At 67.7% G+C, this 13,788-nt stretch carries 11 protein-coding genes; 8 read left to right on the top strand and 3 right to left on the bottom strand.

Translation table 11 applies throughout. The annotated features are described in order from the left end of the window. Positions 1-8: 8 nt before the first annotated feature. Positions 9-527 (bottom strand): DinB family protein, encoded by a 519-nt coding sequence (locus AC3IMC_RS12650; RefSeq protein WP_490918897.1) that lies wholly within the window; start codon positions 525-527, stop codon positions 9-11. 120 nt (positions 528-647) lie between these two features. Here AC3IMC_RS12650 and AC3IMC_RS12645 point away from each other — a divergent pair, with 120 nt between their 5' ends. Continuing rightward, the gene (locus tag AC3IMC_RS12645; protein WP_490918896.1) at positions 648-1,598 is read left to right on the top strand and encodes an ABC transporter ATP-binding protein; all 951 of its coding nucleotides are present in this window, start codon (positions 648-650) and stop codon (positions 1,596-1,598) included. Then, positions 1,588-2,388, top strand: coding sequence for a DUF2705 family protein (locus AC3IMC_RS12640; RefSeq protein ID WP_490918895.1), 801 nt, complete (start codon positions 1,588-1,590; stop codon positions 2,386-2,388). The genes AC3IMC_RS12645 and AC3IMC_RS12640 overlap by 11 nt, the downstream gene beginning before the upstream one ends. Positions 2,389-2,404: 16 nt before the next feature. Here the strand turns inward: AC3IMC_RS12640 and AC3IMC_RS12635 are convergent, their stop codons facing one another. Continuing rightward, the gene (locus AC3IMC_RS12635; RefSeq protein ID WP_490918894.1) at positions 2,405-4,921 is read right to left on the bottom strand and encodes a DNA gyrase/topoisomerase IV subunit A; all 2,517 of its coding nucleotides are present in this window, start codon (positions 4,919-4,921) and stop codon (positions 2,405-2,407) included. Between the two features lie 76 nt (positions 4,922-4,997). Between AC3IMC_RS12635 and AC3IMC_RS12630 the strand changes: the two genes are divergently transcribed. The 6 genes from AC3IMC_RS12630 (at position 4,998) to AC3IMC_RS12605 (ending at position 13,087) form a co-directional block, all read left to right on the top strand. Continuing rightward, positions 4,998-7,682 (top strand): bifunctional acetate--CoA ligase family protein/GNAT family N-acetyltransferase, encoded by a 2,685-nt coding sequence (locus AC3IMC_RS12630; RefSeq protein ID WP_490918893.1) that lies wholly within the window; start codon positions 4,998-5,000, stop codon positions 7,680-7,682. Between the two features lie 43 nt (positions 7,683-7,725). After that, entirely contained in the window at positions 7,726-8,469 is a 744-nt protein-coding gene (locus tag AC3IMC_RS12625) for a DUF5998 family protein (RefSeq protein WP_490918892.1), read from the top strand. Beyond that, positions 8,469-9,695: an alkaline phosphatase family protein gene (locus AC3IMC_RS12620; protein WP_490918891.1), complete on the top strand. Its 1,227-nt coding sequence runs from the start codon at positions 8,469-8,471 to the stop codon at positions 9,693-9,695. The genes AC3IMC_RS12625 and AC3IMC_RS12620 overlap by 1 nt, the downstream gene beginning before the upstream one ends. Then, positions 9,688-10,422 (top strand): thymidine kinase, encoded by a 735-nt coding sequence (locus AC3IMC_RS12615; protein ID WP_490918890.1) that lies wholly within the window; start codon positions 9,688-9,690, stop codon positions 10,420-10,422. Before AC3IMC_RS12620 ends, AC3IMC_RS12615 begins: the two co-directional genes overlap by 8 nt. A 389-nt stretch (positions 10,423-10,811) precedes the next feature. After that, complete coding sequence (locus tag AC3IMC_RS12610) at positions 10,812-11,423, top strand: hypothetical protein (RefSeq protein WP_490918889.1); 612 nt, start codon at positions 10,812-10,814, stop codon at positions 11,421-11,423. 251 nt (positions 11,424-11,674) lie between these two features. Beyond that, complete coding sequence (locus tag AC3IMC_RS12605; protein WP_490918888.1) at positions 11,675-13,087, top strand: HNH endonuclease signature motif containing protein; 1,413 nt, start codon at positions 11,675-11,677, stop codon at positions 13,085-13,087. 56 nt (positions 13,088-13,143) lie between these two features. Here the strand turns inward: AC3IMC_RS12605 and AC3IMC_RS12600 are convergent, their stop codons facing one another. Next, positions 13,144-13,749 (bottom strand): dihydrofolate reductase family protein, encoded by a 606-nt coding sequence (locus tag AC3IMC_RS12600; RefSeq protein WP_490918887.1) that lies wholly within the window; start codon positions 13,747-13,749, stop codon positions 13,144-13,146. Between the last annotated feature and the right edge of the window lie 39 nt (positions 13,750-13,788).

Here is a 13,788-nt window from a genome sequence, read left to right as displayed (position 1 = left end):
GGCCGGCGCTACCCGTCGACGTCGTGGAGGTGGTGGACAACGTCGTGCAGGAAGTACCGGGAGAGGGTCAGGACGGTGAATTCGGAGCCGTTGCTGCGCAGGCCCTTCCGCGGCCACTCCTCCTCGCGGACGGCGGCGAAGGACTCGGCCACCTGCTGTCCTTCGGCGGTGAGCTCGGCGCTCACCACGGCGGGGTCGGCGTCGGCGTAGTCCTTTTCCACTGCGGTCCGGTCCTGGTCCCAGTCCTCGAACCGCGCGTCATCGGATGCCAGCATCAGGTTCAGCCGCTGGTCGAACAGGGTGAAGACGTCACGGACGTGGCAGGCATACTCCAGTGGGGACCAGGTGCTGTCGTCGGGACGCTCCGCCACGTCCGGCCGGCGCAGGACTGCGCGCCACCGGGGGAGCACGCTCAGGATGCTCCCGGGGACCGTCGACGGCGTCACGGTTGAGGCGTCGAAGGAGCATTCCGGGCAGGCGCGGGACAGGACCCAGGTCCAGTCCTTCTCATCGGGGACGATAGGCATGAGAGCAGTCTAGGCGGGATGCGCCGGCGCCGTGCACAGCAGTCCCGCCAGAGTCCAACGCCCCCGCCGCAGGCCAAAGGACTCTGGAGCGGCGTGCAGGCCGGGCCTAGCCTTGGCTCCATGAGCGGGGAATATCTGGTGCAAACCGCCGGGCTGACGAAGCGTTTTGGCCGGACAACGGCGCTCGACGGCGTCAGCCTCACCATCGGCCCGGGCGAAGTATTCGGATACCTGGGTCCGAACGGGGCAGGCAAGACCACCACCATCCGGCTCCTGATGGGCCTGCTGCGGCCCACGTCCGGCACCGCGCATGTGCTGGGGCTGGACGCGTGGCGGCAGTCGCGCGAAGTCCACCGGCTTGTGGGGTACGTACCCGGGGAGCCGGCGCTCTATGACCGGCTGACCGGCCGCCAGCACATTGCCTACTGCGCCCACCTGCGGCACCGCGACGACAGCGAATTGGCGGCCCGGACCGCCGCGCGGCTCGAACTGGACCTGGACCGGCCCGCCCGCACGCTGTCGCGGGGCAACCGCCAAAAGCTTGCAGTGGTCCTTGCGGTGATGTCCCGGCCGCGGCTGCTGGTGCTGGACGAACCAACCAGCGGCATCGACCCGCTGGTCCAGCAGGTCTTCCACGCCATCCTGCGCGAGCACACGGCGGCCGGTGGCTCAGCGCTGTTTTCCTCCCATGTCCTGGGCGAGGTGGAGCGCGTCGCCGACCGGATTGGTGTGGTCCGTGCAGGGAAACTGGTGGCGGTGGAGCGCCTCCAGGAGCTGGCTGCCCGGTCCCTGCACCAAGTGCGGGCCCGTTTCGCCGAAGAAGTGTCTGCGGCCGAGTTCGCGGGGGTGCCCGGCGTGCGGGACGTGCGGGTGGAGGGCCGGTCCCTGGCCTGCAGCGCCCCGCAGGCAGCCCTTGACGCGCTGCTGAAGCGGGTCAGTGCCCGGCAGGTGGAGGATTTCGAGTGCGCCGAAGCGCCGCTGGAGGAAACGTTCCTGGGGTACTACGGGATGGACACGGCCGGGACAGGCAGGCCCGGCGAGGCGGAAGCGGAGGTTGGGCATGCTCGCTAACGTCCTGCTGAAGACGCTCCGGGACCAAGGCAGGGCGCTGCTGGCCTGGGCCGTCTCCCTGGCGCTCATCGTGGCCACGTATGCGGCGATCTGGCCCTCGGTCAAGTCCCAGCCCTCGATGAGCGACTTTATCGACCAGATGCCGGAGGCCTTCCGCTCCCTGTTCGCCACCTCCAGCGCGGACATGTCCACCCCTACGGGCTACATCCAGGTGGAACTGCTCTCCTTCATGGGACCCATTGCCGTGCTGATCTACTCGATCAGTGCCGGTGCCGCTGCCATTGGCGGGGAGGAGGACCGGCACACCCTGGACCTGCTGCTGTCCAACCCGGTGGGCCGGGGCCGGGTGGTGCTGGACAAATTTCTCGCCATGGTTCTGGGCACGTTCCTGCTGGCCGCCGTGATGGGGGTGTCCCTGGTGCTTGAAGGCAGCATGGTGGACATGGTCCTTCCCACGGACAAAGTGGCGGCCGTCATGTTCCACCTGGCCCTGCTCGGCGTCGTATTCGGCTCCCTTGCCCTGGCACTGTCGGCAAGCACGGGACGCACCGGACTCAGCCGCGGAGTGCCTGCCGTGCTGGCGGTGCTCGCGTACATCGTCAACGGCCTGGCACCGCTGGTGGATGCCTTTGACCGGATCCAGAAGGTGTCCCCGTTCTTCCAGTACATCGCCCACGACCCGCTGCGGCAGGGCACGGCCTGGGACAGCGTGCTGGTGTCCGCCGGTACGGCCGCGGTACTGCTGGCGCTCGCCGTCGTGGGATTCCGGCGCAGGGACGTGGCAGCCTAGCGCCGTACCCCCGGCTTTACCCTTCCCCCGCTGCTTCGTCCGTCCATGCCATGGCCGGTCCCACGGCCTCCACGGCCTGGGAGAGCGGGACGCCCGAGCCGTCACGCCGGCCGTGCTCCTGGGGCAGCGACCGTGCCACGCCGGCGGCGGATGAAGCTTTTGCAGGGCCGTGCCCGGCCCAGGCCAGCAGCAGCACGTCCTCGCCCTTCAGGAACCGGTGCGACCGCACCCCGGCGGTGGCACGGCCCTTGACCGGGTATTCCGAGAAAGCGGTCACCTTTGCCGTGCCCGGGGCGGTGCCGGGAAGGGCACCGTTGCTGCCGGCGATGGTCACGACGACGGCGGCCTCGTCCTTGGGCTGGACGGCCCCGAAGAAGTTCACCTGGTCGCCGGCGGCGAGTTTGATGCCGGCCATGCCGCCGGCTGTCCGCCCCTGCGGCCGGACGTTGCCTGCCGGGAACTTCAGGAGCTGCGCCTGGCGGGTGAGGAAGACCAGGTCGGCGTCGTCCGCGGCCGCCGGTGCCACGCCCACCACGAAGTCCTTGTCCTTGAGCGTGATCACTTCCCAGTCCTCGCGGTTCAGCGGGTAGTCCGGCTGGACGCGCTTGACCACGCCCTGGGCGGTGCCGATGGCCAGGACCTCGTCCAGGCGCACGAAGGCCACCAGCGATTCTCCCTTCACCAGGGTCAGGAATTCCTTGGCCGGAACGCCGCCGGCCAGGTTGGGCAGCCCGGCCACGGGCGCCAGCACCGGCATGTCCATGACCTGCAGGCGGAGCATCCGGCCCAGGGAGGTGACGGCGGCGATCTCACCGCGCGCCGATGTCTTCACCACCGAGGTGTAGACATCATGCTTGCTCCGCGGCCCGGCTTCGGCCAGCGGTTCCTGGTTGGTAGTGCGGGCCACCTGCCCGGATGCGGTGAGGATCGCCCAGCAGGGGTCGTCCGCAATCTCCAGCGACAACGGCGCAGCCTTGCCCTTCTTGCCGTTGGCCCCGGACAGCTCGGCGGCCACGGTGGGGGAGACGGCCTCGGATTCGAGCAGGACCGTCCGTCGCGGGGTGCCGTGTTCCTCGGCGATGGCGCCGAGTTCGTCGGATACCACGGTGCGGAGCAGTTCCTCGGAGTCCAGGATGGCCTGGAGTTCGGCGATCTCGCGCCGGAGCTCGTCCTGTTCCTTTTCCAGCTCGATCCGGGAGTATTTGGTGAGCTGGCGCAGGCGCAGTTCCAGGATGTAGTTGGCCTGGATTTCGGTGAGGTCGTAGATGGACATCAGCCGCTCGCGCGCAGCGGCGGCTTCGTCGGAGGACCGGATGATCTGGATGACCTCGTCGATGTCCACGATGGCGATGAGGAGGCCCTCCACCAGGTGGAGGCGGTCCTTCTTCTTCCCGAGCCGGAAGACGGTCCGGCGGCGGACCACGTTGATGCGGTGGTTGACGTAGACGCTCAGCAGGTCCACCAGGCCCAGCGTCTGCGGCTGGCCGTCCACCAGGGTGACGTTGTTGATGCCGAAGGAGTCCTCCATCGGCGTGTACCGGTAGAGCTGCTGCAGGACCGCGGTGGGGTTGAAGCCGTTCTTGAGCTCGATCACCAGCCGCAGCCCGTGCTTGCGGTCGGTGAGGTCCACGATGTCGCTGATGCCGGTCAGCTTCTTGGCGTTGACGGCGTCCTTGATCTTCTCGATGACCTTTTCCGGGCCCACCATGTACGGCAGTTCCGTGACCACCAGGCCGGTGCGGCGCGCAGAGAGCTGTTCGATTTCCACCTTGGCGCGGGTCTTGAAGGAGCCGCGGCCCGTGGCGTAGGCGTCCCGGATGCCGTCCAGGCCCACAATGCGCCCGCCGCTGGGCAGGTCAGGGCCCGGCACGAAGCGCATGAGGTCATCCAGCGTTGCCTCGGGGTTGGCGATCAGGTGCCGGGCGGCGGAAATGACTTCCACCAGGTTGTGCGGGGCCATGTTGGTGGCCATGCCGACGGCGATGCCGGTGGCGCCGTTGACCAGCAGGTTGGGGAACGCGGCGGGAAGGACGTCCGGCTGGGTGAGCTGGTTGTCGTAGTTGGGGACGAAGTCCACCACGTCTTCGTCGAGGTGGTTGGTGAGCGTGAGGGCCGCCGCCGCCAGCCGGGCCTCCGTGTACCGCGGCGCTGCCGGGCCGTCGTCGAGCGAACCGAAGTTGCCGTGCCCGTCAATCAGCGGCAGGCGCAGGGAAAAGTCCTGCGCCATGCGCACCATCGCATCGTAGATGGCGGCGTCGCCGTGCGGGTGCAGCTTGCCCATTACCTCGCCCACCACACGCGCGCTCTTGACATGTCCGCGGTCCGGGCGCAGGCCCATGTCGCTCATCATGTACAGGATGCGGCGCTGTACCGGCTTCAACCCGTCCCGGGCGTCCGGAAGGGCGCGCGAGTAGATCACCGAATACGCGTACTCCAGGAAGGAGCCCTGCATTTCGGACGTGACATCGATATCGACGATGTTTTCCGTGTAGTTGTCGTCGGCGATCGGGGCTGGGCTTTGGCGGCGGGCCATGGGGCTGGTAAATCCTTCTGGGGTTACTGCGCAGCCTGTAGGGCGTGCTGCGATAGTTTTTGGCTAGGCTAAGCCTATGGTGGATCAGCCCGGGGACGGCGAATATCCGGAACATTGGGAAGCCGATGTCGTCCTGCGGGACGGCGGGACAGCGCACCTGCGTCCTATCCACCCCTCTGACGCCGACGCCGTCCAGGCCTTCCACACCGGGCAGTCGCAGGATTCAATCTACATGCGCTTCTTTGCGTTCAAGGCCAGGCTGTCCGCGAAGGAACTCAAGCGCTTCACCGAGGTGGACTACAAGGACAGGGTGGCGTTCGTGATCACCATCCACGGCGAAATCATCGGGATCGGGCGCTATGACCGGCTTCCCGACCGCACCCAGGCCGAGGTGGCGTTCAACATCGCCGACGCCCACCAAGGGAGGGGAATCGGCTCCATCCTGCTGGAGCACCTGGCCGCTGCCGCCCATGAGAACGGGATCCGCAAGTTCACCGCCGAGGTGCTGCCGGAGAACCGCAAGATGCTGATGGTCTTCTCGGACGCCGGCTACGACGTCAAACGCCATTTCGACGACGGCGTCGTCAGCCTCGAATTCAACATCGACCCCACGGAGAAATCGCGTGCGGTGATGGAATCCCGCGAGCACCGGGCGGAGGCGAGGAGCGTCCGGGACCTGCTGGCGCCGTCGTCCGTTGCCGTGATCGGAGCCAGCCGCAAGTGGGGCACCGTGGGCTACCAGCTGCTGGAGCACATCATTGAGGGCGGCTTCCACGGGCCCGTCTACGCCATCAACCCCGAAGCGCTGGAACTGGCCGGCATGATGTCCTACGGCAAGCTGTCCGAGGTTCCCGATCCCGTCCAGCTGGCCATCGTCGCGGTGCCGTACGAGGAGGTCAGCGGCGTGGTGGCCGAGTGTGCCGCCGCAGGCGTCAAAGGCGTGGTGATCGCCTCGGCAGGCTTCGCGGACGACGGCGAACGCGGCCTGCTGCGGCAGCGCGCCCTGGTGCGCCAGGCCCGGGCGAACGGGATGCGGGTGATCGGGCCGGCGTCGCTTGGCATCGTCAACACCCACCCGGACGTGTCCTTGAACGCGTCCATGGCCCCCTCCCTGCCGCTGCGCGGGGGCCTGGGCCTGTTCAGCCAGTCGGCCGCGATCGGCGTGGCACTCTATGCCGCCTCCAGCCGGCGCCGGCTGGGCTTGTCCACCCTCCTTTCCGCCGGAAACCGGGCCGACGTCTCCGGCAACGACCTGATGCAGTACTGGGAGGACGACGCCGACACCTCCGCCGTGGGCCTTTACCTGGAGTCGGTGGGCAACCCGCGCAAATTCTCGCGCATCGCCCGGCGCCTTGCCCGGACCAAGCCGGTCATCGTGGCCAAGTCGGACACCATGGGCCTGCGCCTGCCGCCGGGGCACGCCGTGCGCACCACGCAGGCACCGGCCGGAGCGCTGGATGCGATGCTCCGCCAGTCCGGGGTGATCCGCGTTGAAACCGTGGAACAGCTCGTGGACGTGGCGCAGGTCGTGTCGGGCCAGCCGCTTCCCACGGGAGCGGACATTGCCGTTCTCAGCAACTCGCCGGCCCTCGGCGCCGTCGTTGCGGACAGCGCCAAGGCCCACGGCCTGGGCGTGGCGCACGTGGTGGCCGGCCTCGACCTCGACACGGGCCAGTCGGTGGCGCTGCCCGCCCTGCGGACCGCCGTGCTGGAGGCGCTGGCGCCGGACACCGTGCACGCCGCCGTCGCCGCCCTGCTGCCGGCGCGCGGGCTGGAGCCCGACGCCATAGCCACGGTGCTTGCGGAATGCTCGGCAGCGGCCGGCAAACCGGTGGTGGCCGTCTTCACCGGCATCCTTGACCCCGCCGTCAACGTGGAGGGGATGGTGGGAAGCAAGGACTGCACCCTTCCCTGTTTCTCCAACCCCGGAGCCGCCGTGGCCGCGCTCGCGGCCGTGGTCCGGTACGCCGAGTGGGCAGCCCGTGACCAGGGGCACTTCGTCGAACCCGCCGGGTGCGATCCCCGGCAAGCCGACGCCCTGCTCGAAACACTCCTGGCGGACGTCACGGGCGAACAACTCAAACAGCTGGACCCCGCCGCCGCGGCCACACTCCTGGGCCACTACGGCATCTCCGTCCTGCCGTCAGTGGGCTTCACCACGCCGGAAGAGGCGGTGGCGGCCGCAGACTCCCTGGGCTGGCCGGTGGTGCTGAAGACCACCGACCCCGCCCTCCGGCACCGCCTGGACCTGGGCGGCGTGCGCCTTGGCATCGAGGACGCCGAATCGCTGCGCCAGAACGTGCTGCAGATGCGCCGGGCGCTCGCCGCCTACGGCAGCCCGGCGCTGGAAGTCCAGGCCATGGCGCCAGTGGGGCAGGCATGCACCTTCCGCGCCATCGAGGACCCCCTGCTGGGTCCGGTCATTTCATTCGGGCTGGCCGGGGACGCCGTCAACCTCCTGGACGACTGGGCGCACCGGGTGCCGCCGCTCTCTGCCGCGGATGTGCACGACTTCATCCGGTCCCCGCGCGCCTCCCGGAAGCTGTTCGGCTACCAGGGCCTGCCGGCTGTGGACGTTGCCGCACTGGAGGACCTCGCCGGCAGGCTGGCCTGGATGAAGGACAACCATCCCGAAATCGCGTTGGTGGAATTCAACCCCGTCCTCGTAGGAACCTCCGGAGCCACCATCCTTGCCGCGGATGTCCGCATTGGCAACGCCGCCCAGCGCACGGACAGCGCGCGCCGGGCCATGCTGGGCTGACGCGGTTGGTAAGTTGGCCGGGCGATCTGTGAAAATAGGGGGCATGAGCTTTCCGCCTCCCGCGTCCGCGCCCGAAACGCCCGGCAACGAAAACCAGGCAGTGCGCCAGCACAGCTCACACAACCACGGTGAGCAGGGCCGGAGCCTTGAGGACGCACTGCAGAAGGCCGGGTTCTACCCGCGCCTCGTCTCGGACGTCGTCGACGACGCGCTCGACGGCCGGGAATGCGTGGCCCACCTGGTGCACCTGGAAACCCACTTCGACCGCGCCGAGGTGCGCCGCCACATCACCGTGCTGGTCCTGACGGCCGACATGCTGGTCATCACCCACGTGGATGACCAGCAACTGGACGAGGCAGGGGAGCAGATCGTCGCCCAGATCTCCACCGAATCGGTTCCCGTGGCGCAGATCCGTTCCGTGGTGCTGAGCTACATGTACGCCCAGCCGCAGAACTACAAGCCGTCCGATCCTGTGCGTGAGCTCACCCTGTCCATCGCATGGTCCGGTGGCCAGCGGCTGGACATGGGCCCGGCCAGCTGCGGCGACCCGCAGTGCGAAGCGGACCACGGCTACACCGGCACCATCGCCCAGGAAGACATCGTGCTGCGGATCAGCGCGGAGGCGGACGGGCTGCAGGCCGTGCAGGATGCCAAGCTGTTCGCCCGCGCCCTGCGCGCTGTCAACACCGGCTCCCCGGCTCCCGTGTCCCACGTGCAGTCGATGGCGCCGAGGCCGCGCTCAGGAGTGTTCGGCAACCGGCTCAGTCGCGGGCACCAGCAGCGCTGATGCCGGACGACAGCCACCACGCCGCACCAGCTCCCGCCGTTTCCGGTCGCGTCCCCGACCTGCCGCCGCCGCCCGCGTACGGGCGGCGTTCCGTCGCCGAAGTCCTGACCAGCGCCGCTGCCAGCATGGGCGTGGACGGTTTCAGCAACACCCTTGGCCTTCCTGCGGCCAGCCGCGTCTGCGTGGTGCTGGCGGACGGCCTGGGCAGGAACCTGCTGAAGCAGAAGACGGCGCACACGCCGTTCCTGCGTTCGGTCATCCAGGCGGGGCAGGGCGAAGTTCCCGTGTGGCTGGACTCGGCATTCCCTTCCACCACCGCGGCAGCGCTGGCCAGCTTCGGCACAGGATTGTCCGCCGGCCAGCACGGCATGGTGGGCTACGACGTCCTGGATCCTGAGCAGGACAAGGTGGTGAACCTCCTGGGGAACTGGGACGCCGGCGTTGACCCGTCCACCTGGCAGCCGTTCCCGACTGTCTTCGAGCGCGCCGCCAGCGCCGTGGACGTCAGCACCGTGAGCCTTTCCCAGTTCGATGGCTCGCCCATGACACGGGCCGCCCTGCGCGGCGGCAGGTTCATCTCGGGCACCACGGCACACGCCAGGACCGCTGCGGCGGCTGAGGCCATGGCTGCCGCAGGCCCGTCGCTCATGTACTTCTACGTGAACGAGCTGGACAAGGCCGGCCACCGGTACGGCTGCCAGTCCGAACAGTGGGAGCACCAGCTGGAGGAACTCGACGCAACGGTGAAGCGGCTCAGCGCCTCACTGCCCGCCGGCACCACCATCCTGCTTACTGCGGACCACGGAATGCTGGATGTTCCGGTGCCGCAGCGCATCGACTTTTCCACCGACCCGGCGCTGGTGGACGGCGTCCGCCACACCGCCGGTGAACCCCGGATGGTGCACCTGTACCTGGAGGACGGCCACGGCGCCGATGGCCGGGAACGCCTGCTCGCTGCCTGGAAGGCGCGTTTCGGCACCAGGGTGTGGGCCTTTACGCGTGACGAAGCCATAGCCGGGGGACTTTTCGGTGAGGTCCGTCCCGCCGTCGAACGCCGGATTGGTGACGTGATGATCGCGGCCCGCGACGCCCTTGCCTTGTACGATGGCCGGCGGATGCGGCCCACGGCCATGGAAGTGGTGGGCCAGCACGGCTCCCTGACCAAGGCCGAGCGGGAAGTCCCGCTGCTTTGCTTCACGGCCGAGGGGAGACGCAGGCGTGGCTGAACTGATTTTTTTCTCGGGGACCATGGACTGCGGGAAGTCCACGCTGGCCCTGCAGATGGACTACAACCACCGGGCCCGGGGGCGCGGGGGCGTGCGCTTCAGCCGGAACGACCGTGCCGGCGAGTCCCGGATCTCCAGCCGCCTTGGATTGGAGACGGACGCCGTGGAGGTGGTGGACAGCACCGACTTCTGGGAGGAAGTCATGCTGCGCAGGACCCGCGGCCAGCGGGTGGACTACCTGATCTGCGACGAGGCCCAGTTCTACTCCCCGGAGCAGGTGGAGCAGCTGGCCAAGGTGGTGGACGAGATCGACGTCGACGTCTTTGCGTTCGGCATCACCGCGGACTTCCGCACCCGGTTGTTCCCGGGCTCCCAGCGGCTCATCGAACTGGCGGACCGGGTGCAGGTGCTGCAGGTTGAAGCGCTCTGCTGGTGCGGGCGCCGCGCCACGCACAACGCCAGGACGGTCGACGGCGTCATGGTCACCGAAGGTGCCCAGGTGGTGGTGGGCGACGTGGACATGGTGGTGGATGCCACGGCAGCCCCGGAAGCGGAGCATCTTCCCGTGGTGGGGTACGAGACGTTGTGCCGCCGGCACTTCATGCGCCGGGTGAGCGCCCACGGTGCGAAGCTGATGGCCCAGCAGGACCAGTTGCTGCCGTTCGAGGTCGACGCCTGCCTGTGGCGCGGAACCGGCGGTCCGGGCGCGCCTGGTACCGGGGCTTAGGCAGCATTGGCCGCGATCGCGGAGTGAAGCCCTGCAGTGTTCAGTGCGCCCGTGTCCTTCGGCGGCCAGCGATAAGGCCGGCAACTCCCGCTCCTATCAGGGTGGGAATCACCGGGGACTTGGCACCCGCCCATGCGCACGCAGGAGTGACCGTAGTTAAGCCGACACCTATCCACGTGCTCCTGCCTCAAGGGATCCGCGCAGGGCTCTGGGCGTGGATTGGCTGCTCATTCAGCAGACTGGGCAAGATCGTCCGCAACACTCCCCGGCGTCTTGAAAATCCAGGGTATTGAGTGAAGGGAAACCTCGAGTCGATGCGGAATCAGCTTTGGGGTCCTTGAGGGAATGGTTCATGGGGGACAGGTCCCCTCGCGATATAGCATCGCCTAGTGATCGTTGCAGTTGAGGGTCCCAGTGCGGCCGGGAAAACGACGTGGTGCAAATCGACCTCCGTTGAGTTCGTGGCTGAATACGCACCAACGGGTACCGAACCGGACGGACGTGATACCGCGAGCCAAGCCCATTACTGGACTGGCGTGAATACAGCCCGCTGGTCGCAGGCGCTGGACCTTGAGAAGAGTGCGGGAGTGGCGATCTGCGACGGCGATCCGATGAAGCTGCACTACTCGTGGTGCTTGGCGCGAGTCGGTGCAGCCCCGTCCTCACGGTTTGCTTCCGAGCTAGCATGCGTGCGCGAAGCCATGAGCTACCAAAAGCTGGGATTTGCGGACCTCGTGCTGGTGACGGTCCCCGATGAAAATACCTTGCGGTCACAGAAGGAAGGCGATGCTTCCCGCTGCCGGCGGTCATTCGAGCTTCATGCGAAGCTGCGGGAGCCCCTTATCGAGTGGTACCAATGCCTCAATCGACTCAGACCGAATCGGATATTTTGGCAACTACCCGGCGATGGCCTTGGTTCAATCACAGAGACGACGCACGTCGCTGATCGATTCGATCTGCGGCTTTTGGATGCCTTTGTAGCCGACCTACCCCGTATTTAGTGAGCTGTACCTATAGCCAATCCTTTACCGGGTTGAATCATTCATGAAGCGGTTCACCTGGCACTGGTCGAGCAGATGGGCGGGAAGACTGTTTCTGAACCATTCCGGGTTTCTGGTTAGGGCAAATGCAGGCAGCCGATTGCGGACTTGTTGGGCAGCCAGCGTCTAGACACGCAACTAGTTCGTGTTGGCCCAGCCAGAGCTGACGTCAGGGCAGTCAGAATGTCGTACCCCCTTGCCATGATGGGTTTATGGGGAAAGCAGCGGTGGCCAAGGCTTATGAGGACATCCGTGCTGGCCTTGCTGTGCTTCATGCCGAGGTGGAGGGGTGCGGTCCCGAGCCGTTTTCGGGAGCTGATCCCTTAGCGGGGTTGGCGGATGGTTGCCTGGATATTCTTGCCGGAGCCCGTGAGGTGGAGGGCGGGTTCGCGGGGTTGAAGGCGAAGGCTGCGGTGAAGTATGCAGAGAGCGCCCATGCGGTTGCCGGGCCGGATGTGCCGGTGCAGGCGCAGGAGATGGCGGTCGCGGCGGAGATCGGGTGTGTGCTGGCTCTGGGGCCGCGGGCTGCGGGATCGTTCCTGGCCGCCTCCCATGCCCTTGCCACTACGCTGCCCAGAACCCTTGCGGCCCTGGAGGCCGGGGCCCTGTCCTGGCAGCACGCCCTGGCCATGGTGGACGAAACGGCCAGTCTTGATGCTGACGGTGCCGCCGCGCTGGAGGCCCATTTCCTGGACCCTGACGCTCCGGGCCCTGCCAGGGGATGCCCGGTGGGGCAGATGCCGGCGCACCGGTTCAGGACCAAGGCCAGGTCCTGGCGGGAACGTCATCATGCCGAGAGCATCGAAATCCGCCATGCCAAGGGGATCTTGGATCGGCGGGTGGAGTTCCGGCCGGACGATAACGGCATGGCCTGGCTGTCGGCCTACCTGCCCGCGGACCGGGCGCTGGCGGGGTGGAACCGGCTGACCGCCACCGCCCGGAGCATGCAGGGCCCGGATGAGCCCCGCACCCTGGCCCAGCTGCGCGCTGACAACTTCACTGACGCGATCCTGGGCAGCGGTACCACGGCTGAGGATGTCGAAGCAGCAGATGGTCTGTCGCCGCGGATCCGGGCCCAGGTGCTGGTCACGGTCCCGGTGTGCTCGCTGACGGGCCAGACGGACGAACCGGCCATGCTGGACGGCTACGGGCCGATCCCGGCGTCCATGGCCCGGCAACTGGTCGCCAACGGCGCCGACTCGTTCTACCGGGTGCTGGTGGATCCCCGGGACGGGGCGCCGCTGGAGATCGGGCGGACCAGCTACCGGGTCACCAAAGCGATGCGGGCCTGGCTGCGGCTGCGGGACGGCAAATGTCCGTTCCCCGGGTGCAGCAACAATTCCACGGACAACGAAGCAGACCATCTCCTCGCCTGGGCCAACGGCGGCACCACCGGGGTCAGCAACCTGGGACAGCCCTGCCGAAAACACCACCGGCTCCGGCACACCACCGGCTGGACACCCACTCCGGCCAGCAAAAACGAACCACCCGGCTGGACCTCACCCACCGGCCGCCACTACACCAGCGAACACCAGGACTGGGAACCACCTTGGTGGCCACCCGGCGTCCTCCCCGGGGACCGAAGCCTGCTCGAGGAAGCCCTCCTGGCGCAACTGGCTTTATGACCGCCGGTGACGAAGGCTGTCCGGGTTTCGACTTGCCTAACCGCCGGGTCCTGCCGTCAGCCCAGTCGACGGTAGCGGATGTGCGTGGCCAGCGGGGAGTGGAGCACCTCGACGGGCTCGAAGTTGAAGGATTCAGTCCCGTCAAAGATTCGCTCACCCGAACCGAGCAGTACTGGCGCGATGTCGAGGGTGAGCTCATCAATCACACCGGCCGCCAGAGCCTGCCGCACGGTGGAGGCACCACCGGCGATGTCGACGCCGTCATCCCCGGCCGCCTCGCAAGCCGCGGCGTAGGCCTCGTCGAACCCGCCGGTGACGAAATGGAAGGTCGTCCCGCCCTCCATCTCGATGGGGTCGTGTGCAAAATGGGTCAGCACGAACACCGGAGCGTGGTACGGCGGCTCCGGCCCCCACCATCCGTTCCATTCTTCGTCCCAGTCCCCGCGGACGGGGCCGTACATGTTCCGGCCCATCACGTACGCCCCGCGAGGCCGCATGAGCCATTCGTTCGCAATCTGGTCGGCATCGTTGGCTCGTGGATCCCCAAGGTGCCAGGCGTGCAGTTCCATCCCGCGTCGGCCCAAGGGGTTCTCGCGGCTCTGGCCGGGCCCGGCGACAAAACCGTCCAGCGAGACCGACATGTGGCAGGTGGTATGCGGCACTGCGGACCTCCTGGGTGATCGCGGCCTGATGGCGGCCGC

This window comes from Arthrobacter sp. E70 (genome assembly GCF_058266945.1).
The sequence above is the reverse complement of the archived record's forward strand: the minus strand, read 5'-3'. Positions and strand labels throughout refer to the sequence as shown.

Bases quoted from the DNA above. Each gene is read 5' to 3' on its own strand.
- AC3IMC_RS12630 (WP_490918893.1), top strand. From the start codon at position 4,998: ATGGTGGATCAGCCCGGGGACGGCGAATATCCGGAACATTGGGAAGCC.
- AC3IMC_RS12625 (WP_490918892.1), top strand. From the start codon at position 7,726: ATGAGCTTTCCGCCTCCCGCGTCCGCGCCCGAAACGCCCGGCAACGAA.
- AC3IMC_RS12640 (WP_490918895.1), top strand. From the start codon at position 1,588: ATGCTCGCTAACGTCCTGCTGAAGACGCTCCGGGACCAAGGCAGGGCG.
- AC3IMC_RS12650 (WP_490918897.1), bottom strand. From the start codon at position 527: ATGCCTATCGTCCCCGATGAGAAGGACTGGACCTGGGTCCTGTCCCGC.
- AC3IMC_RS12635 (WP_490918894.1), bottom strand. From the start codon at position 4,921: ATGGCCCGCCGCCAAAGCCCAGCCCCGATCGCCGACGACAACTACACG.
- AC3IMC_RS12645 (WP_490918896.1), top strand. From the start codon at position 648: ATGAGCGGGGAATATCTGGTGCAAACCGCCGGGCTGACGAAGCGTTTT.
- AC3IMC_RS12620 (WP_490918891.1), top strand. From the start codon at position 8,469: ATGCCGGACGACAGCCACCACGCCGCACCAGCTCCCGCCGTTTCCGGT.
- AC3IMC_RS12605 (WP_490918888.1), top strand. From the start codon at position 11,675: ATGGGGAAAGCAGCGGTGGCCAAGGCTTATGAGGACATCCGTGCTGGC.